This window comes from Saliniramus fredricksonii (genome assembly GCF_900094735.1).
GTDB classification, from domain to species: Bacteria; Pseudomonadota; Alphaproteobacteria; order Rhizobiales; family Beijerinckiaceae; genus Saliniramus; species Saliniramus fredricksonii.
The window spans coordinates 182,896-202,342 of sequence record NZ_FMBM01000001.1; the positions used below are offsets into that span (position 1 = coordinate 182,896).

Genomic DNA, 19,447 nt, shown 5'->3' on the forward strand with positions numbered 1-19,447 from the left:
GACGTAGCGCAATGCTCAAGCCCGATGCTGATGACCCGTCCACCCTCCTCCCCGCGCCTGCCGCGCATGATTCGCGCCAATGGCGGCGTACGCCTCGCGATCGGCGCCGATCCGCGCCGGGGCGGGACGCCGATGCGCATCGCCGAGAGCGGTGGCTACCGGGTTCGCTTCCCGCGCGGGCGCATCTGCGAGGGTGTGTTCATCAATACCGGCGGCGGCATGACCGGCGGCGACCGGCTCGGCATAGGCGTCACGCTCGCTGACGGCGCCGAGGCGACACTGACCACACAGGCCGCCGAAAAGATCTATCGCAGCGATCACGACGATACCGAAATCACCGTCTCCCTCGATCTCGCCCCCGGGGCCGGCCTCGCCTGGCTGCCGCAGGAGCAGATCCTCTTCGACGAGGCGCGTCTGCGCCGGCGTTTCGAGGTTGCCATGGCCGCAGATGCGCGGCTGATCCTGCTCGAATCGACGATCTTCGGACGCACCGCCATGGGCGAGAGCGTCAAGGCCGGGCGGTTTCGCGATTCCTGGCGGGTACGGCGGGCGGGCCGGCTGATCTTCGCCGAGGAGGTGCGGCTGGAAGATCCGATCACGCAGACGCTCACCCGCGGCGCGGTGGCCGGCGGTGCGCATGCCTTCGCCAGCTGCCTGATCGTCACCCCCGATGCCGAGGCCCGGCTGGAGGAGGCCCGCGCCTGCCTCGCGGAGGCACCCTGCCCCTGCGGTGTGAGCGCGCTCGACGGTTTTCTCGTGGCCCGTTTTCTCAGCCATGACGCGCAGGCCCTGCGCGGGGCGCTGATCCGTTTCGTCGAAGCCATGCGCGGGCAGATAATGCCGCGCAGCTGGATGATCTGAGGAGAAGATCGATGCAATTGTCACCGCGCGAGAAGGACAAGCTCCTCGTCTCGATGGCCGCCATGGTAGCGCGTCGGCGGCTGGAGCGGGGGGTGAAGCTGAACTATCCGGAAGCGATCGCGCTGATCACGGATTACGTGGTCGAGGGCGCGCGCGACGGGCGCTCGGTGGCCGATCTGATGGAGGCGGGCGCACATGTGATCAGCGCCGATCAGGTCATGGACGGCATCGCCGGGATGATCCACGACGTGCAGGTCGAGGCGACCTTCCCCGACGGCACAAAGCTCGTCACCGTGCACGACCCGATCCGGGGCGCGAGCGGCGCACTCCAGCCCGGCGCGGTGACCACGCCGGAGGGTGATATCGAACTCAATGCCGGGCGCGAGACGGTGATGCTCAGCGTCTCCAATACCGGTGACCGACCGATCCAGGTCGGCTCGCATTACCATTTCTACGAGACCAATCCCGGCCTCTCCTTCGCGCGCGAGAAAGCACGCGGCATGCGCCTCGACATCCCCGCCGGCTCCGCCGTGCGTTTCGAGCCGGGCCAGACCCGCAAGGTGACGCTGATCCCGGTCGCGGGCGATCGCAAGATCTACGGCTTCCGCCAGGAGGTGATGGGCGATCTGTGATTCCTCGACCGGCGCCAATGCCAAAGCCGCCTCGTCGCCTTGCGCCCTTGACCAAGGGGCATCGGGCGTCAACTCTGCCGCGACGATCAACGGGTGAACGGCTGGGGAGGACGGCATGGATCTGGGCGCGCGGCTTGCGGGCAAGCATATCCTGATCACGGGAGCCTCATCCGGACTCGGCGCGCATTTCGCCATGCTCTGCGCCCGCCACGGCGCCCGTGTGACGGTGGGCGCGCGGCGCAAGGAGAAGCTCGACAGCCTCGTCGCCGAACTGGCATCCGCCGGTGCGGCATCGGCGCGCGCCGTCTCCCTCGACGTCACCGACGAAGCCTCCGTGAAAGCCTGCTTCGACGCGCTCGACGCGCCTCTCGACACGCTCGTCAACAATGCCGGCATCGCGCTCTCCTCCATGGCGATCGACACGCCGCTCGCCGATTTCGATGCGGTGATGGCGACCAATGTCCGCGGCGTCTTCGCCATGGCGCAGGAGGCCGGGCGGCGCTGGCGCGATGCAAGGCAGCCGGGCAACATCGTCAACATCGCCTCGATCCTCGGCCAGCGCGTTGCCGGCGGGGTGACCCCCTATGCGATCTCGAAAGCCGCCGTGAAACAGGCAACCCATGCGCTCGCCCTGGAATGGGCGCGGTTCGGCATCCGCGTCAACGCGCTGGCACCCGGCTATATCGAGACCGAGATCAACGCCGCATTCTTCGCCACGCCACCGGGCGAGGCGATGATCAAGCGCATTCCGATGCGTCGCCTGGGCAAGCCCGAGGATCTCGACGCCGCCTTTCTTCTGCTCGCCACCGATGCCTCGCCCTGGATGACGGGGACCTACCTCCCCGTTGATGGCGGGCATCTGTGTTCGGGCCTGTGACCGACCAGGGAAACGCAAGATGGACTTTCAGATTTCACCGCGGATCGAGGATTTCCGTGCCCGCATCGCCGCCTTCGTCGAGGAGGAACTGATCCCGCTCGAAGCGCGCGAAGACAGCTACGATGATCACGAGAATATCCGCCTCGATCTCCTCGACCGTATGCGCGAGAAGGCGCGCGCGCAGGGCCTGTGGTGCCTCCAGCTCAAGCAGGAGACCGGCGGGCAGGATCTCGGCAGGATGGGCATGGCCGTGTGCTACGAGGCCATGAACCGCTCGATCTTCGGGCCCTGCGTGTTCAACTCCGCCGCCCCTGATGACGGCAACATGATGGTGCTTGAGCAGGTCGGCACCGATGATCAGAAGGAGCGCTGGCTCCAGCCGATCGTACAGGGCAAGGTGCGCTCGGCCTTCTCGATGACCGAACCCCATCCCGGCGGCGGCTCGGACCCCTCGATGATCCGCACCCGCGCGGAGAAACATGGCGACACCTACCGCATCTACGGCCATAAATGGTACATCACCGGCGCGGGCGTGGCCGATCACTTCATCCTGATGGCGCGCACCTCCGATGATCCCCGCTACGGCCTCACCGCCTTCCTGCACCACAAGGATGCGCCCGGCTGGGAGATCAGGCGCCGCATCCCGATCATGGGGCCGGAGGAGCATGGCGGGCATTGCGAGATCATCTATGACGGGCTCGAAATCCCGGCCAGGGACGTGCTGATGGAAGAGGGCCAGGGACTCAAGGTCACGCAGATTCGTCTCGGCCCGGCGCGCCTCACCCATTGCATGCGCTGGCTCGGCCTCGCCAAGCGCTGCGTCGAGATCGCGCGTGAATACGCCGCCGAGCGCGAGGGGTTCGGCATCAAGCTGAAGGATCGCGAGAGCGTGCAGCTGATGCTCGGCGGTCTCGCCATGAAGATCGAGATCGGCAGGCTTCTCGTCATGAAGGCCGCCTGGGCGCTGGATCAGGGCTCGTTCGCCCGCCAGGAAGTCTCGATGGCCAAGATCCAGGTCGCGAACGTCCTGCACGAAGCCGCCGATATCGCCATCCAGATCAACGGCGCGCGCGGCTATTCCAAGGATACCGTGCTCGAATGGATCTACCGCTACGCCCGCCAGGCGCGGCTGGTGGATGGCGCGGACGAAGTCCACCGCATGGTGCTCAACCGCTTCCTCGACAAGGAGGGCAGCGATTTCTGGAAGTGGCAGGTCGCTGATGGCTGAGCCTTTTTACAAGGCCGCGTAGGCCGCAAGCGCCACCACGGCGAGCATCGCGGCGGCCATGACGCCATTGATGGCGAATTGCACCCGGCGCGAGAGATCGAGCCGTCGCAGGGCGACGCCGGCCCAGAGCCAGCCGAAATGGATCGGGATCCAGATCGCGTTGATGATCAGGAATTTCAGCGCGATTTCGAGCCCCGTATGGCCCGGCAGGAAGGCGAAGCCGGAGAAGAAGGCGGTGTTGACCGCATAGGCCTTCGGATTGATCACCTGCAAGGCGATCCCCCCGAAGAATCCGGGCGCCTTCTGCGTCTCGATGAAGGCCACCTGCGCTCCCGCGAAGGCGATCCGCAGCGCGATATAGAGCAGATAGGCCACCGAGGCGACGAACAGCAACTGGCGGATTCGCGGCTCGGCCAGGACCAGCGCCGCGAGCCCGCTCACCACCGCGAGTGCGACGAGATTGGTTCCCACGAACAATCCCGCCAGATAACGCGTTCCTGCGCGATAGCCGTAGCCGGACCCTACTCCGGCGATTGAGAGCACGCCCGGACCCGGCGTGACGATCAGGAAGAATACGGCGGCGGCAAAGGTCAGCATCTGGTTCCGTTTCTGCGGGCCGCTTTCCCGCGAGCACATGTTCGATGTCGCTGATGGCGCGCCTGCACGCGCCCATCCACCATCATGCCTCGGCATGCCGCCTCGCAGAAGCCCCGTTACCGCCATGTCGCGTATGTGCCCATGCCCATCCCCGCCCGTGCTGCCTCGGAACGGCGTAACCGGTCTCGGGCCGGATGACGTGACGGATGCTCAGCCGTCGCGGGAGGTTTCAGCGTCTGCGTTCGAGCCCGCCATAGAAGGGGCGCCCACGCAGGAATTCGATACTGCGTTGGAATAAGCCCGGCGGCGCCTTCTCCCAGCGCTGATGCAGCCATTCGAGATGCTCGTAGATCGTCATCCGTTCGCGACCGTTGCGCAGCTGCCAGATATATTCTTCGCAACGCGCGAACAGCCGGACGAAAGTCGACCGCTCACTGTCCTTGAGGAGCTTCTCGTCGAAATCTCCATTGCGCAAACCGGCGGCGACGAACTCATAATGATTGAGGACATCGCGAAGCGCATCACGCAGCTGGTCGTGATTGCCGTTGAGCCAAAGCGTCGGGCACTGGCCATTCTTGAGATGGGGTGCGATCAGATCACGCTGTCTGATAAAGCGTTCGTTGCTGCTGGCGTTGAGGATCACGGTAATCGTATATTGCTTGCGCGATAGTATATGTGCGCGCCGCGCCGTATAGATCCAGCCGATCGTGGCGGCGCAAGCTCCGATAAGGATCGCGGTGGTTGGTTGCATATCGTTCAGGGCTGGTATTTCAGATCGGGACGTATTAAGCTATAAACTGCTTTTCAGCGTCCAATCAACAGGAGATTGCCATGCGCCGTGAAAACGATCCTGGTTTCGGCATCAGATATCCGCTCTGACGGGCGTGCCGGCCCGCTTTGGCGGGCTTACACATTCCGCTGCGATGGGAGACGCGCCGCGTCCGGCTTCCCGGTAGGCGGCAATCAGCGCAGCGTCCTGTCATCGCCTTCCCTCCCTTCCCTGAACAGGGTGCAGATTACTCGCGCTGACACCATTGCGGGACCACGGCCCGCCGCGCCTTTCGGCACGGCTTGACTTGTTTCACGGGCGATTTAAGGGTGCCGGCGTCGAATTCGCACGCGAGAGAGGCCCCGTCATGGCTGCCGATATGGACCCGAAACGCTCCTTCCAGGGGCTGATCCTGACATTGCAGCGTTTCTGGGCGGAGCGCGGCTGCGTCATTCTCCAGCCCTACGACATGGAAGTGGGTGCGGGCACCTTCCATCCGGCCACGACCCTGCGCTCGCTCGGGCCGAAGGCGTGGAACGCGGCCTATGTGCAGCCCTCGCGCCGCCCCACGGACGGGCGCTATGGCGAGAATCCCAACCGGCTGCAGCACTATTACCAGTTCCAGACGATTCTCAAGCCGAGCCCGCCCGACATTCAGGATCTCTATCTGGAGAGCCTGCGCGCCATCGGCATCGACACCGATCTGCATGATGTGCGTTTCGTCGAGGATGACTGGGAGAGCCCGACGCTCGGCGCCTGGGGGCTCGGCTGGGAATGCTGGTGCGACGGGATGGAGGTCTCGCAATTCACCTATTTCCAGCAGATGCTCGGCTTCGAATGTTCACCTGTCGCAGGCGAGCTGACCTACGGGCTGGAGCGGCTGGCCATGTATGTGCAGGGCGTCGAGAATGTCTACGACCTGAATTTCAATGGCGGCGAGGGTGAAAGCCGCGTCTCTTACGGCGATGTCTTCCTCCAGGCAGAGAAGGAATATTCGCGCTACAATTTCGAGCATGCCGATGTCGAGGCGCTGTTTCGCCATTTCCGCGACGCGGAAGAAGCCTGCCGCGCCATCCTCGCTGCGGGCGACGAGGGCGATCATCACGCGATGGTGCTGCCTGCCTATGATCATTGCCTCAAGGCCAGCCACGTCTTCAACCTGCTGGACGCGCGTGGTGTGATCTCGGTGACGGAGCGCCAGAGCTACATCCTGCGCGTGCGCGATCTCGCCAAGGCCTGCGGCGTGGCCTGGCTGCGCACGGAGGCCGGAGGCGGCGCTGCGCAGGAAAAGGTGGCGTAAGCGCCGCAGGCATGGAGGCAAGCGCCGCAGGCATGGAGGCAAGCGCCGCAGGCATGGAGGCAAGCGCCGCAGGCATGATGTGATTTGACAGTCGCCGACTTTCACTGCCGGCGACGCCGCTCGCAGCGTACCTCACCCTTCCTCGAAGCGGATCGGCTGGGCGCCTTCCCAGAGCACCTTGTTGCCGAGTGTGGCGAGATTTTCGAGCCCCCCGGTGAGGGTGATGAAATGGTTGCCGGCGAGCTGGCCCATCTTCGACGAGAAGGCCACACCCCCATAGGCGAGCAGGATCTCGGTCTCGCTGATGCCGCCGGGATAGAGGATGACATGGCCGGGTGCCGGGTGGCTGGTATGGTTTTCGTAGCCGACGCCGAAATCCGTCTCGCCGAGCGGTATCCAGACGCCCTCCCCGCTCCAGCGCACATGCACGAGTTGCCCCGTATAGGGCATCTTCCGGCGAAAGGCCGCCACGGTCTGCGGCGCGCGGGCCGTCTCGAAATGCCCGGTGAAAACGAAGCCGCCGGCATGGACGACGAGGGGATCTGTGGGCTTGCTCATGGTTTTTCCTCTGGATTGGTGATTCGGGCATTGCTTGTAGCGCAGGTTCTTCACCGTTCAGAACGGATCGCCGAACGGCGCCTGCATGGATGTGGTCAGGCTGTGCAGGCTCGTCGCCACATTGCACGGGCGCGGCGCGGACATGTGCGGACGCAGCATGCGGCCATGGCCGGATGCGGTCGCGACCGGTTCGCCGTCGCGCGCGACGATGCGCCCGCGCACCAGCGTCATCACCGGCACCCCTTGCACCTGCAGGCCTTCATAGGCGCTGACCTTGCCCTTGCTGTGCAGGACCCGGGCCGAGAGCGTTGCGGTTTTCTCCATGTCGACAATGACGATATCCGCATCCATGCCTGGATGCAGGCCGCCCTTGCGGTCCTGGAGACCGAAGGCGCGGGCCGGCGCGCCGGCCATGGCGCGCACCACCTGCTGCAGGGTCAGCCGCCCCTGCGCGACCGCATTCAGCATCAGCGGCAACGACGTCTCCACACCGGGAAAGCCGCAGGCGACGTCCCAGATCGTATCGGCCTCCTTCTCATCCGGCGCATGCGGCGCATGATCGGTGGCGATCATGTCGATGGTGCCGTCGATCAGGCCCTCCCAGAGCGGCTGCTGATGCGCGGCCTCGCGGATCGGCGGATTCATGCGCAGGACATGCCCGCCCGGCTGCGCCATCTGCTCGGCGCTCAGATAGAGATATTGCGGCAGCGTCTCGACGGTGATGTCGGTGCCGCGTTCCTTCCAGAAGCGGATGAAGGGCAGAGAACGCGCACAGCTCTCATGGACGATATGAATGCGCGCGCCGGTCCAGTCCGCAAGCGTCGCGGAGCGGTTGAGTGCCTCCAGTGCGACGACATCGGTACGCGCGGCCAGATGCGCCAGCGGATCATTGCGCCCGGCCTGCTGCAGCCTGTTCTGGCGCCAGAACAGAATCGGCGAATTCTCCGCATGGATCGAGCAGCGCAGGCCGAGACCGGCAAGGATCTCGAACCCCTCCAGCACCGCCCCGTCATTCGGGCAGGGCAGATTGCCCGTGGTATTGCCCAGAAACAGCTTGTAGCCGATCGCCCCGGCCTCGGCCAGCGGCGCAAGCTGGTCGAGATTGTGCTCGCCGAGCAGGCCGTAGAGCCCGAAATCCACGAGCGAATCCGCTTCGGCCAGTTCCCGCTTGCGCGCGAGATCATCCGGCGTGGCCGTGGCCGGATCGGTATTGGGCATGTCGAAGACAGTGGTGACGCCGCCCACGGCGGCCGCCGCCGAGCCGGTCGCCCAGTCTTCCTTGTGGGACATGCCGGGGCTGCGGAAATGCACATGCACGTCGATGCAGCCGGGCATCACCACGCGCCCGCGCGCGTCGATCTCCTCGCGCGCCTGCTGCCCGGCCCCAGGCGCCGTCACCGCCATGATGACACCGTCCGAGATGGCGATATCGCCGGGAAAGACGCGCTCCTGCGTGGCGATCAGGCCGTTGCGGATGACTGTATCGGCGGGGTTGCCTGACATTGCGATAACTCCGGAAAGAGGCAGAGGACCAGGCATCCCGACCGCCCGTGGGGCGCGGCCGGGATGCCGTGCATCGGGATCAGCCGGCGGCGATGTCGTTCTTGCGCATCGACCAGCCGGCGACGCGGCGCTCGATCAGGGAGAACAGCACGTAGAGGCTGACACCGAGAAAGGCGAGCACCATCAGCCCCGCGAAGACGAGGGGGACGTTGAACGAGGACGAGGCGATCATCATCATGTTGCCCACGCCCCGGTTCGACGCCACCGTCTCGGCCACGACCGAGCCGACGAAGGCGAGGGTCACCGAGACCTTGAGCGATGCGAAGAAATACGGCATGGCGCGCGGCAGGCCGACATTCCACAGGATCTCGGTCTTCGAGGCCTTGAGGGTCTTCATCACATCCTCGAGCTCGGGCTCGACCGTGGCGATGCCGGTCGCGACATTCACCACGATCGGGAAGATGCAGATGATCATCGCGGTGAGGATCGCCGGCACGGTGCCTGCGCCGAACCAGAGCACGAAGATCGGCACGACCGCCACTTTCGGGATCGAGGAAATACCGACGAGCAGCGGATAGGCCGTGTCGAAAGCAAGCCGGGAGGACCCGATCAGCACCCCCAGCGACAGGCCGATACACACACCCAGCGAGAAGCCGACGAGGGTGGTATAGAGCGTCTGATAGGCATGCGGCCAGATTCCCGGCGCAGATCGAACCAGCGTCTCGATGACCTGGCTGGGGCGCGGCAGCACCAGGTCGGAGATGTTGAAGATTACACAGGCGGCTTCCCAGAACAGGAATATGCCCACGATCAGCGAGATCGAAGCGGCGCGGCGGCGCAAAGTGGCGGCAATCGACATGCTCAGGCTCCTTCCGGGGCGTGTTGCGGCGCGACAATGCCGGAACCGGTTTCAGCCCGCGCCTCCATGATCAGGCTGCGCAGATGCTGGGTGAGGCCGACGAAATCGGCGTCATAGGTCTGATCGATGCTGCGCGGATGCGCGAAAGGCACCTTGCGATCCTCGATGATCCGCCCGGGGCGGGCGCTCATCACGCAGATCCGGTTGGCGAGAAAAGCCGATTCGCGCAGATCATGGGTGACGAGCAGTACCGTCGTCTTCGTCGCCATCCACAGATCCTGCATCACCCCCCACAATTCCTCGCGGGTAAACTGGTCGAGCGCACCGAAGGGCTCGTCGAGCAGAAGCAGGTTGGGCTCATGGATCAGCGCCCGGCTGAGATTGGCCCGCTGCATCATGCCGCCAGAGAGCTGCCAGGGGTATTTCTCGGCAAAGCCCGCGAGACCGACCTGTTCGAGCAGCGCGTCCACCCGGTCGCGGAACTCGCCCTTGCGGGCGGAGCGGTAGCGCGCGCGGAAGGGAGGCACGATCTTGAGCGGCAGCATAACGTTGTCGCGGATGTTGAGCCAGGGCAGCAAAGTGGCGTTCTGATAGGCCATACCGATACGGATCGGCTCCGCACCGACTTCGCGGCCCGCGACGAAGATATTGCCGCTTGTGGGTTTCAGGAGTTCCGCCACGAGTTTGAGCAGGGTCGACTTGCCGCAGCCCGAGGGACCGACCAGGGCGACGAAATCGCCCTTCTCGATGGCGAGCGTGGTCGGTGCCAGCGCCGTGGTGGCACTCTCGCCGCGCCCATAGGTGACCGTGACATGGTCGAAGCCGATGAAGGCGCGGGCTGGCGAGATCGCGGCGGGCGCATCCGGGGCCGCCAGCGGGGTGTCGGCGACGGCCTGCAGACGGGGAGCGGGCTTTGTCATGATCAATGATCCTCTGGCTGATGCGGCGGGGCGCCTCGGGGAGCCGGATGAAGGCAGCTCACAACATGGCCCAGCCGCCATCCACGGGCAGGTCGATACCGGTGATCTGGCGCGAGGCGTCGGAGGCCAGGAACAGGCAGGCCTGCGCGACATCCTCCCCGGTCGAAACGCGCCCGAGGGCGTAATCGGAGGCGTGCCGGGCAATCGCTTCCTCTTCGGTAATGCCGAGCCGCGCGGCCATTTCCGGGATCACCTTGGTGCGAAAGCGCGGCCCGTCGACCATGCCGGGGGCGACGCAATTGACGTTGATATTGTGGGCCCCCGCCTCGATGGCGAAGCTCTTGGTGATGCCGCGCAGCCCCCATTTCGAGGCGGAATAGGCCATGCGTCCGGCCTTGCCGCGCATGCCGAAAGTACCGCCGACATTGACGATCTTGCCCGCACGCCGCGCCATCATGCCGGGCAGGACGGCGCGCATCATGTTGAAGGGGCCGCGCATGTTGAGCACGACGATGTCGTCGAATTCCTCCGGCGTCGTCTCCACCCCGGTCTTGCCGATCGGCCCGGAGCCGCCGGCCACGTTCACGAGGATATCGACGGGGCCGAGCGCCTCGGTGGTGATGCTGACCGCGGTTTCACATGCGCTTGCATCCGTCATGTCGCAGGCGATGACGAGCGCCTCGCCGCCATCATCGCGGATCTGGCGGGCCAGCGGCTCGATCGCCGCAATATCGCGCCCCGCCAGTGCCAGCTTGCAGCCCTCCCGGGCAAAGGCGAGGCTGACCGCCGCGCCCATGCCCTTGACCGGGCCGGTGATCAGCGCCACGCGCCCTTTCAGTCCCAGTTCCATGGCAAGTCCTCAGCCCAGATCCCGCACGCGCTCGTCTTCCGGCGGCAGGAAGTCGCGCGAGAAGACCTCCCCGACATCCGGGCTGCGCGGCAGATCATTGGCTGCAACGACGATGTCGATGGCTTCCGCGAAACGCTGCGGCGAAATATCGCCGATACCGATATCAGCGATTTCCGGGTGACTCATCTCGTCACGCAGGGTCGCCATCAGGCGCATCTTCTCGACCTCGCGGTCGATCAGCGGCTCGCGCTGCGCCACGGCGGCGATGCCCGCATCGGGATCGGCCAGCGTGTCGATCAGACCGCGATTGACGGCGCGTACGAGGCCGCGCACGGCTTCCGGGTGATCGTTGATCAGGGCCCGCGAGGCGATCAGCGCGTTGGAATACAGATCCATGCCGTAATCCCCGTAGCGAATGAAGCGGATATCCTCATCCGGATTCATGCCCGAGAGCAGCGCCGAGAAGCGGATCGTGTTGACGAAGCCGAACACGCCATCGACCTGGCCGGAGCGCAGCATCTGCTCGCGCAGATTGGGCTGGAAATTGGTGATGTCGATCGTGGAGGTATCGAGTTCGGTGATGCTGGCAAAGGCCGGGAACAGGCGCAGCGCCCCGTCATTGGGCGCACCACCCAGAAGCCGACCTTCGAGGTCCTGCGGCGTGTGGATGTCGCTGGAGGAGAGCACGCCCACGGTGAAGGGCGGGCGGTTGTAGAGCATGTAGACACCCAGCGGCGTATCCTCGTCGCGCTGGGCGCGCAGCTGGGTGAGAGCGTTGATGTCACCGAAACCGACATCATAGGCGCCGCCCGCCACCTGCGTCACCGCAGCGCCGGAACCGGAGCCCTGGTCCATGGTGACGGCGATGCCCTCCTCTTCGAAATAGCCGCGATCCTGCGCGAGGAAGAACCATGATTGCGGGCCCTGATAGCGCCAGTTCAGGATCATGTTGATCGGCGTGCGCGCCTTGACGATGGCGGGCGCGGCGAGACCCGTTGCGAGGACGGCGCCGAAAGTGAGCTTGGTGAAATCGCGGCGATTGATTCCGGCCATGGTGGGGACCTTCCATCTGCTGTAGCGACCGTTGCGGGTCGCGGTTGAACGGCTGTGGCGGACGCAAAACCCTTGGCGCTGTCGGAAGGACCTGATCGATCAGGCCTCGTCCCGGAATGTCTTGAACCGACCCTAGCGCTGACCCGGACGATAGGAGGCTGCCAGTGACGCTGTCGTCTGCTATTTTCTGATCTCACCGCTGCATTTTCTGCAGCGGTAGTCGAAAAGGCTATTGCGATGCGCTACTTACGGATCCTGCATTATATCGACACGGTTGCGCGGATCGGTTCGATCCGCAAGGCCGCCGAAGACCTGTCGCTCACCGCATCGGCGCTGAACCGGCGGATACAGGATTTCGAGGCGGAATTCGGAACACCGATCTTCGAGCGCCTGCCACGCGGGGTGCGGCTCAACGCCGCCGGTGAATTGCTGGTGCGGCAGGCGCGCATGCAGATGGCGGAGATGGAGCGCGTACGCTCGCAGGTCGCCGATCTCTCCGGCATACGCCGCGGCCATGTCCGCATCGCCTGTTCGCAGGCCGTGGCCTATACCTTCCTTCCGGAGATGGTGGCTTCCTACAAGTCCGCCTTTCCCGATGTTTCCTTCGACGTATTGGTGCGCGATCATCTGAGCGCGCAGCAGGCCCTGATGGATTACTCGGCCGATCTCGCGCTGATCATCGAACCCTCCTTCCAGAGCGCCATGCAGCCGCTATGCATCGTCGAGCAGCCGCTCTACGCGGTGATCGGGCATGATCACCCGCTCGCGGGCAAGCCGACCCTGCGCCTGCGCGAGTTGCTGCGCCACCCGCTGGCCCTGCCCGAGCGCAGCTTCGGCGGGCGCCAGATGCTCGAACAGGCCCTGGCGCGGCGCTCGCTGACGGCCAATATCGTGCTCGAATCGAATTCCTTCGAATTCCTGCGCGCCTTCGTGCGGCGCGAACCCGCGATCACCATCCAGCTCGCCATCGGGGCGCCGGATGATCCGGCGAGCCATGCGGAGGCTCGCGGGCTCGCAGCCATCGTGATCGATCCGCGCGACATTCCGCCGGGTCGGTTGATGCTCGCCCAGATGCGCGAACGCACGCTTCCCGTGGCCTCGGCCAAGTTCGCCGACATGCTGACGCGCAAGCTCGAACTGGCGAACGGGCGGGTTTGAACCGTGATGAACGCGCAAGACAGGCACCTGTCCGGCCCTGCATGCCGGTGGCGTCGTGGCCTGCCCCGGCGCGTTGCCCGTTGATCGCGCAGACTGAACGCGCCACGGCCCGCGCCGCCGATCAATTCAACCGGGCAACATGACCAGATCCGCGATAATCGCTTGACTTTCGAAGCGGCAATTCGAACGCTGTCTGCTCAAGAAACCAGCGGAGGCGACATTGCCGGCGAAAAAGCCCGGAGCAATCTTTTTCTTTGCCCCTTTCGTGTCCTCGACGATGCATATCGAGCCGGACTGGATCGATTACAACGGCCACCTCAACCTGGCCTATTACCACGTCCTGTTCGATCGCAGCCTCGACGAGGCCTTTGCGATGGTCGGGCTCGGGCCTGATTATGTCGAGGCGCGGCGTGCCTCCTATTTCATCGCCGAAACGCATGTGCTCTATGCACGCGAATTGCACTACGAGCACCCGGTGCGGGTGACGCTGCAATTGCTCGATTGCGATGAAAAACGCATGCATCTCTATCTCGAACTGCGCCACGCCACTGAAGGCTGGCTCTCGGCCTCCTGCGAAATGCTCGGGCTGCATGTCGATATGGGCAAGCGCAAGGTCACGCCGTTTCCCGAGGAGATCCGGCGCAATCTCGAGATCATGCGTGCGGCCCATGCCGGCCTGCCGCGTCCCGACAATGCCGGTCGGCGGATCTCGCTGAGAGGTGACGGCGAGAGCCGCACTCCGGATGACGGCGGAAGCGCAGAACAACCCCGGCGCACGCGTCACTGATCCGTGGCGGGCGCTCCGCGAGAGACGGGAATCACACCGTCCGGCGCGGGATCGTCCAGGACAGGGCGCAACCGATCATCGAGAAGACGAAGATGGTCAGGAACACACTGCGGAATCCGGTGGCTACCGCCTCACGGATTGCGGCCTCCGTCGCCGCATCGATGCCCGACAGCGCCGTCTCGCTGCCTTGCAGCACCGCTTCCAGCGGGCCGGAAATCGCGATACCCGTCGCGCCCACGGCGGCAAACAGCACCGCCCCGACGATAGCCGTTCCCAGTGCCGCCCCGAATGAGCGGGCCACCGCGACAGAGGCGGCGGCGGCGCCGAGCATGCGCTTGCCGGCTTCCGACTGCACCGTCACCTGAACCACCCCCATCACCGTGCCGAGAAAGACCGAGAGCACGCCAAGAAACCACGCGAATTGCAGCATGCTCATCGCCGGCGCGAAAAAGGCGAGGAAGAGCAGCATCGCACCCACGATCATCAATCCGAGTGAGGGGAAGATCGCCGTGCGCCCCGTACGGCTGATCACCTGTCCGACGGCGAAGCCGCCGAAACCGACGCCTGCGGTCATCGGCAGCATCATCAGCCCGATCTCCGCCGCCGATGCACCGTAGACCGCGCGCAGATAGATCGGCACGAAGGCGATCAGCGAAACGAACAAGGCACCATGCGACATGGCCAGCGCGTCGGCGCGCCAGATCGAGGGATTTTGCAAAAGCGTGACCGGCAGGAGCGGCTGCGCCACGCGCTTTTCGCGGAAATAGAGCAGGATCGCCGCAGCCACGGCGAGCCCGGCCAGCGCGAGCGCCGGCCCCATCGCCGCAAGCGCGCCTCCGCGCAGGGCCTCGACGAGGATCAGCGTGCTCCATACGAAGGTCGCGAAGAAAACGAGCCCCATCCAGTCGAAACGGAACGGCTCCTTCTCACCCGTACCGGGCGGCAGCCGCAGGAGCAGGAGAATGGCCAGCAATCCGAAGGGAATGTTGAAGAAGAAGATCGCCCGCCAGCCGAAGAACTCGGTCAGCAACCCACCGATCACCGGCCCGACAGTGCTCGCGATCACCGCCACGGCGGCGATATAGCCCTGATATTGTGCGCGCTCGCGCGGTGGCACCGATTGTCCGATCAGCGCCTGCGACAGCGAGATCAGACCACCGCCGCCAAGCCCCTGCAGCACGCGCGCAGCCACCAACATTTCCGTCGATACGGCAAAGGCGCACAGCGTGCTGCCACTCATCGCCACGATCAGGGAGACGATCAGGAGCTTGCGCCGACCGAAGGCGTCACCGAGGCGGCCATAGACGGGCGCCGCCGTGGCCGTCGCGATCAGATAGGCGACGACGATCCAGGCGATGCGCTCGACATTGCCGAGATCGGCGGCGATGGCGGGAAGCGCCGTGGCGACGATGGTCTGATCGAGAATACCGAGAAACATCGGCAGCATGATCGAGGGAAACAGGGCGAGGAAGGAGGCTCTCGCACTCCCCGGCCTGACGGGCGGCTCGGCTGCTGGCGGTGGCGACGCGGACAAGACAGGTTTCTCAACGGTTGAATCGGCCAGCCGAGCATAACCGGATATCGGCTGCAGGCGAGCATGCGCGATGCACGCGCGTTTTGCGTTTTCCCGCAAGCGCCTCAGGCGACGCGTCCCGAAGGCCGCCCGGCTGAAACGGCTGGCGCGATCTCCGCGCCGGGATCATCGGCCACGACACGGTCGCGCCCGGTGCGCTTGGCCGCATAGAGCCGGCGATCGGCACGGATCAGCAGGGTATCGAGGTCCTCGCCATCGGCTTCGAGTCCCACGAGGCCCGCAGAAAAGGTCACATTGATCGCTCCGGAACGGGTCATCATCGGCGCGGCGTTGCGCCGGCGCAGATCCGCGAGCAGGCCGACGGCTTCCGGTTTGCCCGCGCCCGGCATGGCCAGCAGAAATTCCTCGCCGCCGATCCGGAACGCTTCCCCACGCGTGCCACCGGCAAGCCGCAACCGATCGGCGAAAGCCTTGAGCAGGTCATCGCCGACGAGATGGCCATGCCTGTCGTTGACCGCCTTGAAGTGATCGATGTCGATCAGCGCCAGTGCGAAATGCGTACCGTTTCCGCGCGCATATGCGACCGCTTCCCCGAAATAGGCGTCGAGATGGCGGCGATTATAGAGCTGGGTCAGGGGATCGCGTACAGCCTGGCGTGCCAGTTGCGTGTGCAGATCGGTGATGGTGGAAAGACGCGCCTGGCTGGTCTCCAGCGCCACACGCATCGCTTCCGCGACCTGCTCGCGGCGGGTCACGTCGCGCAGATAGAGCATGCGCCCGAGCCGCATCCCGTTACGCTCGGCGCCGGGGGCAACATGGACGACCTGGATCTCGAACCAGCGCGGCTCCGTACCGATGGCGGCGGGGCGATCATCCCCGCCTTCCGCCTCCGCTTCGAGATGGCGCGCGAGTGTCGGGCCGCAGCCCGGCCATTCGGCCAGCGGCAGCCCCTCTTGCAACTGCGCCAGCCCCGTCAGAGCCAGCGCTGCCGGGTTGGCCTGCACCGTGCGTCCGGCATCATCGACGACGATGACCGGGTCCGGCAGGCGGTCGATCAGCAACCGGTTGGCCACGGGAACCAGATCGAACAATCCCTTGCCGGCGATCAGCCAGGTAAAGACGCCCAGAGTCACGGCGAAGCTGAACGGGGTGGGATCGAAGCCGAAAACGGTGATACCAAAAAGGATATAGCCGAGATTGGCGCCGATATTGATCAGCGTGAAGACCAGAAAGCCCAGATAATGTCTTCGCGCGAAACCGCGCACCGTCACCAGCGCGCGGGCAATCGACCACAATCCGAAGACCAGAAAGACGTAGAGATAGATCGCAAAGAACCAGAAAACCGGCCCGTGATCATAGATCATCGGTGCGCGCGGCGTATCATGGGCGGGCGCCGTAGCGACACCGTAGAGCAGTTGATGGTGATCATTGGTGAAGGCGATGATCCCGGCCAGGACCGGCATGATCATCAACAAGGCAAGCCGCCCTGCGCCCAGATGCTCTGTCGATGAATTTGCGTATTGCCAGAGAAAGGCCGCCCAGAAAGTCGGAACCACCATCACGCCCGGCCAGGCCAGTTGCGCAAAAACCTGCTTGCAGGTCCCCGTGGGCGCCGCGACTTCCAGCATGGCGGCCAGGAGCCACCAGCCCATACCGAGATGCGCGACGACGAAAGCATCGCGTCCGGGAAATTCGTGCTGGCGGGCCACCCATAGCGACAGCATCAGCACGCCCAGGCAGATCCCGCCCAGAAGCGCTGCCTGAGGGCTCAGGGCCCAGACCGCCTCGCCACAATTCCCCAATGTCCACCTCGGATCTTCGATGGTTGGGGAATATGACGCCGCAAAGCTTAATATGCGCTATATTCGCATGATTATTCCTGCATCTTCGTCAGGATGCGCCCGGCTCGCAGGAAGCGGTTGGGATCGACCGGTTCGTCGGCGATGCGGGTCTCGTAATGCAGATGCGGCCCGGTGGAGCGCCCCGTCGATCCCGCACGACCGAGGTGATCACCCGTATTGACGATCTGCCCGCGCTCCACCGCGATCGAGGAGAGATGGGCATAGCGCGTGCTCACACCGTTGCCGTGATCGATCTCGACGAGATTCCCGTATCCGCCAGAACGTCCCGCAGCCACGACACGCCCCGATCCGGCCGCGCGAATCGGGGTGCCGCGCGGTGTGCGGAAATCGATCCCGGCATGCAGGGCGGGCCGTTTTGTGAAGGGATCACGGCGCACACCGAAACTGCTGCTGACACTGAACTCTGTCGCCGCCGGGCGCGCCAGGGGCAACAGCTCGGTGGCGCGACGAAGGCGCTCGCGCTCGGTCAGATTTTCCTGGAGCATCCACACCATGGCCTCGAACGGCCCGCCTTCCGGGTCGATGCCGACGGGGAGATAGGGGCCGCCGATGCCGGTCTCCGCCCCATCGGATTCCGACGCGTCGAGGGCATCCGGGTCGAGCCCGGTCTGCACGATGACGTCGCGAAGCTTCTTCGTCGCGCCGGCGAGACTCTGGTTGACCGCGTCGAGGCGCATGAACTGATCGGCCTCGACCTGCGCCAGAGACGCCTCGACGGCGCGCAGCCGCGCGGCCAGCTCGGCCGTCACAGGGCCATTTGCATCGCCATGGCTTTCCGACCGTGAGGTCGACGACCGGGGATCAACGGAGGGCGACAGGCGTGATTCGCGCAGACGCAGCGAGAACGCATCATCTTCCGGTGCGGGCGGCAGCGTTTCGGGGGAAAGCGGGCGCGGCTCTTGCGCCTCATCGGACCGACGCGTGTCGGAAGCGACGGGAGCAGGACGGGTGCGCTGCGACAGGATCGGTGAAGGCCGGCGCACCGGATGCTGCGAGAGCGACCCGGTTGCGCGGACATCGTCATCGGAATCGGCGAGATCGGCGAGCGGGGTCGGCGCAAACCCCTCCTGTGATTCGAGATCCGGCAGGTCGAGCCCGGCAATATCGATATGCGTGCCCAGATTGAACAGCATCGCCTGGCGCGTCTCGAGTTCGACCTGCCGCCCGACCAGCGCCGCGACACGGTCTTCCAGGCTGTCTTGCTCGAGCAGCTTCTGGCTGGTGATGCGGTCGAGCCGCGAGCGCAGGACCGCGATACTCTCCTCGTATCCGGCCTTGAGCCGCGCCTCGCGGCGCAGCAGTTCCGCCGCGACGTCATCGCTGGAGACCACATACCAGGTGACGGCGCTGGCCCAGGCCGTGACGAGCGCGAAGCTCAATGCAGCGATCGCCAGGGTCAGGGGGCGCAGTGTCAGAATGCGCCTGGGAGGCTGCTGCGGTGGGTACGGCAGGCCCCGCCCGGGAGAGGGCATGCGGTGCGGCATTTGCGCAGTCGAATCATACATCACGTCAACCCGCTTCGTTTCGACGTGATTTAGGCTCCGTTAGGGTTAAGAATCGACAAACGCCGGACAATGATCAGTGGTCCGAAGCCGATTCAGAGGCTCTCCACCGCTGCAAGCACCTCTTCGGCATGGCCGGGCACCTTCACCCTGGGCCAGATTCGCGCGATGCGTCCTTCGCGATCGATCAGGAAGGTCGTGCGCTCGACCCCCATGTATTTGCGGCCATACATGCTCTTTTCGACCCAAACCCCATAGGCTTCGAGCACCCCCTTCTCCTCATCGGCGACAAGAGGGAAGGCAAGCTCGTATTTTGCCTTGAACTTTTCGTGCTTCTTCAACGGATCGGGCGACATGCCCAGAATGACCGCATCGCGGGCAGAAAAGGAATCCTTCAGGCCGTTGAAGGCCTGAGCCTCCTTCGTGCAGCCACTGGTGTCGTCCTTCGGGTAGAAATACAAAACCACGATGCGCCCGCGCAGGGATGAGAGCGTGACACTGCCCTCCTCGGTGGCGGGCAGGGTGAAATCGGGGGCGGGATCGCCGACTTGAAGCGCCATGACGCCTTCCTTTCGTCCTATTGCTGTCACCTGATCG

At 65.0% G+C, this 19,447-nt stretch carries 19 protein-coding genes; 7 read left to right on the forward strand and 12 right to left on the reverse strand.

What is annotated here, in order from left to right; genetic code table 11:
* The first annotated feature begins 24 nt into the window (after nucleotides 1-24).
* The 4 genes from GA0071312_RS00865 (at nucleotide 25) to GA0071312_RS00880 (ending at nucleotide 3,598) form a co-directional block, all read left to right on the forward strand.
* The gene (locus GA0071312_RS00865) at nucleotides 25-861 is read left to right on the forward strand and encodes an urease accessory protein UreD (RefSeq protein WP_083204190.1); all 837 of its coding nucleotides are present in this window, start codon (nucleotides 25-27) and stop codon (nucleotides 859-861) included.
* Between the two features lie 11 nt (nucleotides 862-872).
* Entirely contained in the window at nucleotides 873-1,493 is a 621-nt protein-coding gene (locus GA0071312_RS00870) for an urease subunit gamma (RefSeq protein ID WP_074443237.1), read from the forward strand.
* Between the two features lie 115 nt (nucleotides 1,494-1,608).
* Nucleotides 1,609-2,370: an SDR family NAD(P)-dependent oxidoreductase gene (locus GA0071312_RS00875; RefSeq protein WP_074443238.1), complete on the forward strand. Its 762-nt coding sequence runs from the start codon at nucleotides 1,609-1,611 to the stop codon at nucleotides 2,368-2,370.
* Between the two features lie 19 nt (nucleotides 2,371-2,389).
* Nucleotides 2,390-3,598, forward strand: a complete 1,209-nt coding sequence (locus GA0071312_RS00880; RefSeq protein WP_074443239.1) for an acyl-CoA dehydrogenase family protein — start codon at nucleotides 2,390-2,392, stop codon at nucleotides 3,596-3,598.
* 6 nt (nucleotides 3,599-3,604) lie between these two features.
* Here the strand turns inward: GA0071312_RS00880 and GA0071312_RS00885 are convergent, their stop codons facing one another.
* Nucleotides 3,605-4,195, reverse strand: coding sequence for a LysE family translocator (locus tag GA0071312_RS00885; protein ID WP_074444083.1), 591 nt, complete (start codon nucleotides 4,193-4,195; stop codon nucleotides 3,605-3,607).
* A gap of 229 nt (nucleotides 4,196-4,424) precedes the next feature.
* On the reverse strand, nucleotides 4,425-4,946 hold the full coding sequence (locus GA0071312_RS00890) for a DUF4760 domain-containing protein (RefSeq protein ID WP_074443240.1): 522 nt from the start codon (nucleotides 4,944-4,946) through the stop codon (nucleotides 4,425-4,427).
* A gap of 385 nt (nucleotides 4,947-5,331) precedes the next feature.
* Here GA0071312_RS00890 and GA0071312_RS00895 point away from each other — a divergent pair, with 385 nt between their 5' ends.
* On the forward strand, nucleotides 5,332-6,264 hold the full coding sequence (locus GA0071312_RS00895) for a glycine--tRNA ligase subunit alpha (RefSeq protein ID WP_074443241.1): 933 nt from the start codon (nucleotides 5,332-5,334) through the stop codon (nucleotides 6,262-6,264).
* 132 nt (nucleotides 6,265-6,396) lie between these two features.
* Here GA0071312_RS00895 and GA0071312_RS00900 read toward each other — a convergent pair whose 3' ends face one another.
* From GA0071312_RS00900 to GA0071312_RS00925, 6 genes are all read right to left on the reverse strand, one after another.
* Nucleotides 6,397-6,822, reverse strand: a complete 426-nt coding sequence (locus GA0071312_RS00900) for a DUF3830 family protein (protein ID WP_074443242.1) — start codon at nucleotides 6,820-6,822, stop codon at nucleotides 6,397-6,399.
* 57 nt (nucleotides 6,823-6,879) lie between these two features.
* Entirely contained in the window at nucleotides 6,880-8,325 is a 1,446-nt protein-coding gene (locus GA0071312_RS00905) for a dihydroorotase (RefSeq protein ID WP_074443243.1), read from the reverse strand.
* A 79-nt stretch (nucleotides 8,326-8,404) separates the two neighbouring features.
* Nucleotides 8,405-9,184, reverse strand: coding sequence for an ABC transporter permease (locus GA0071312_RS00910; RefSeq protein ID WP_074443244.1), 780 nt, complete (start codon nucleotides 9,182-9,184; stop codon nucleotides 8,405-8,407).
* A gap of 2 nt (nucleotides 9,185-9,186) precedes the next feature.
* On the reverse strand, nucleotides 9,187-10,104 hold the full coding sequence (locus tag GA0071312_RS00915; protein ID WP_083204192.1) for an ABC transporter ATP-binding protein: 918 nt from the start codon (nucleotides 10,102-10,104) through the stop codon (nucleotides 9,187-9,189).
* A gap of 58 nt (nucleotides 10,105-10,162) precedes the next feature.
* Nucleotides 10,163-10,954, reverse strand: a complete 792-nt coding sequence (locus GA0071312_RS00920; RefSeq protein WP_074443245.1) for an SDR family NAD(P)-dependent oxidoreductase — start codon at nucleotides 10,952-10,954, stop codon at nucleotides 10,163-10,165.
* 9 nt (nucleotides 10,955-10,963) lie between these two features.
* Nucleotides 10,964-12,007: an ABC transporter substrate-binding protein gene (locus tag GA0071312_RS00925; RefSeq protein WP_074443246.1), complete on the reverse strand. Its 1,044-nt coding sequence runs from the start codon at nucleotides 12,005-12,007 to the stop codon at nucleotides 10,964-10,966.
* Nucleotides 12,008-12,244: 237 nt separating this feature from the next.
* Between GA0071312_RS00925 and GA0071312_RS00930 the strand changes: the two genes are divergently transcribed.
* A complete protein-coding gene (locus GA0071312_RS00930; protein WP_074443247.1) occupies nucleotides 12,245-13,165 on the forward strand; it encodes a LysR family transcriptional regulator in 921 nt (306 codons plus the stop codon).
* Nucleotides 13,166-13,442: 277 nt separating this feature from the next.
* Nucleotides 13,443-13,952 (forward strand): thioesterase family protein, encoded by a 510-nt coding sequence (locus tag GA0071312_RS00935; RefSeq protein ID WP_074443248.1) that lies wholly within the window; start codon nucleotides 13,443-13,445, stop codon nucleotides 13,950-13,952.
* A gap of 31 nt (nucleotides 13,953-13,983) precedes the next feature.
* On the opposite strand, the gene GA0071312_RS00940 is transcribed toward GA0071312_RS00935, so the two are convergent.
* The 4 genes from GA0071312_RS00940 to GA0071312_RS00955 form a co-directional block, all read right to left on the reverse strand.
* Entirely contained in the window at nucleotides 13,984-15,486 is a 1,503-nt protein-coding gene (locus GA0071312_RS00940; RefSeq protein WP_074443249.1) for an MFS transporter, read from the reverse strand.
* 104 nt (nucleotides 15,487-15,590) lie between these two features.
* On the reverse strand, nucleotides 15,591-17,288 hold the full coding sequence (locus GA0071312_RS00945) for a histidine kinase N-terminal 7TM domain-containing protein (RefSeq protein ID WP_074443250.1): 1,698 nt from the start codon (nucleotides 17,286-17,288) through the stop codon (nucleotides 15,591-15,593).
* 71 nt (nucleotides 17,289-17,359) lie between these two features.
* Entirely contained in the window at nucleotides 17,360-18,727 is a 1,368-nt protein-coding gene (locus tag GA0071312_RS00950) for a M23 family metallopeptidase (RefSeq protein ID WP_074443251.1), read from the reverse strand.
* 218 nt (nucleotides 18,728-18,945) lie between these two features.
* A complete protein-coding gene (locus GA0071312_RS00955; RefSeq protein ID WP_074443252.1) occupies nucleotides 18,946-19,410 on the reverse strand; it encodes a peroxiredoxin in 465 nt (154 codons plus the stop codon).
* Between the last annotated feature and the right edge of the window lie 37 nt (nucleotides 19,411-19,447).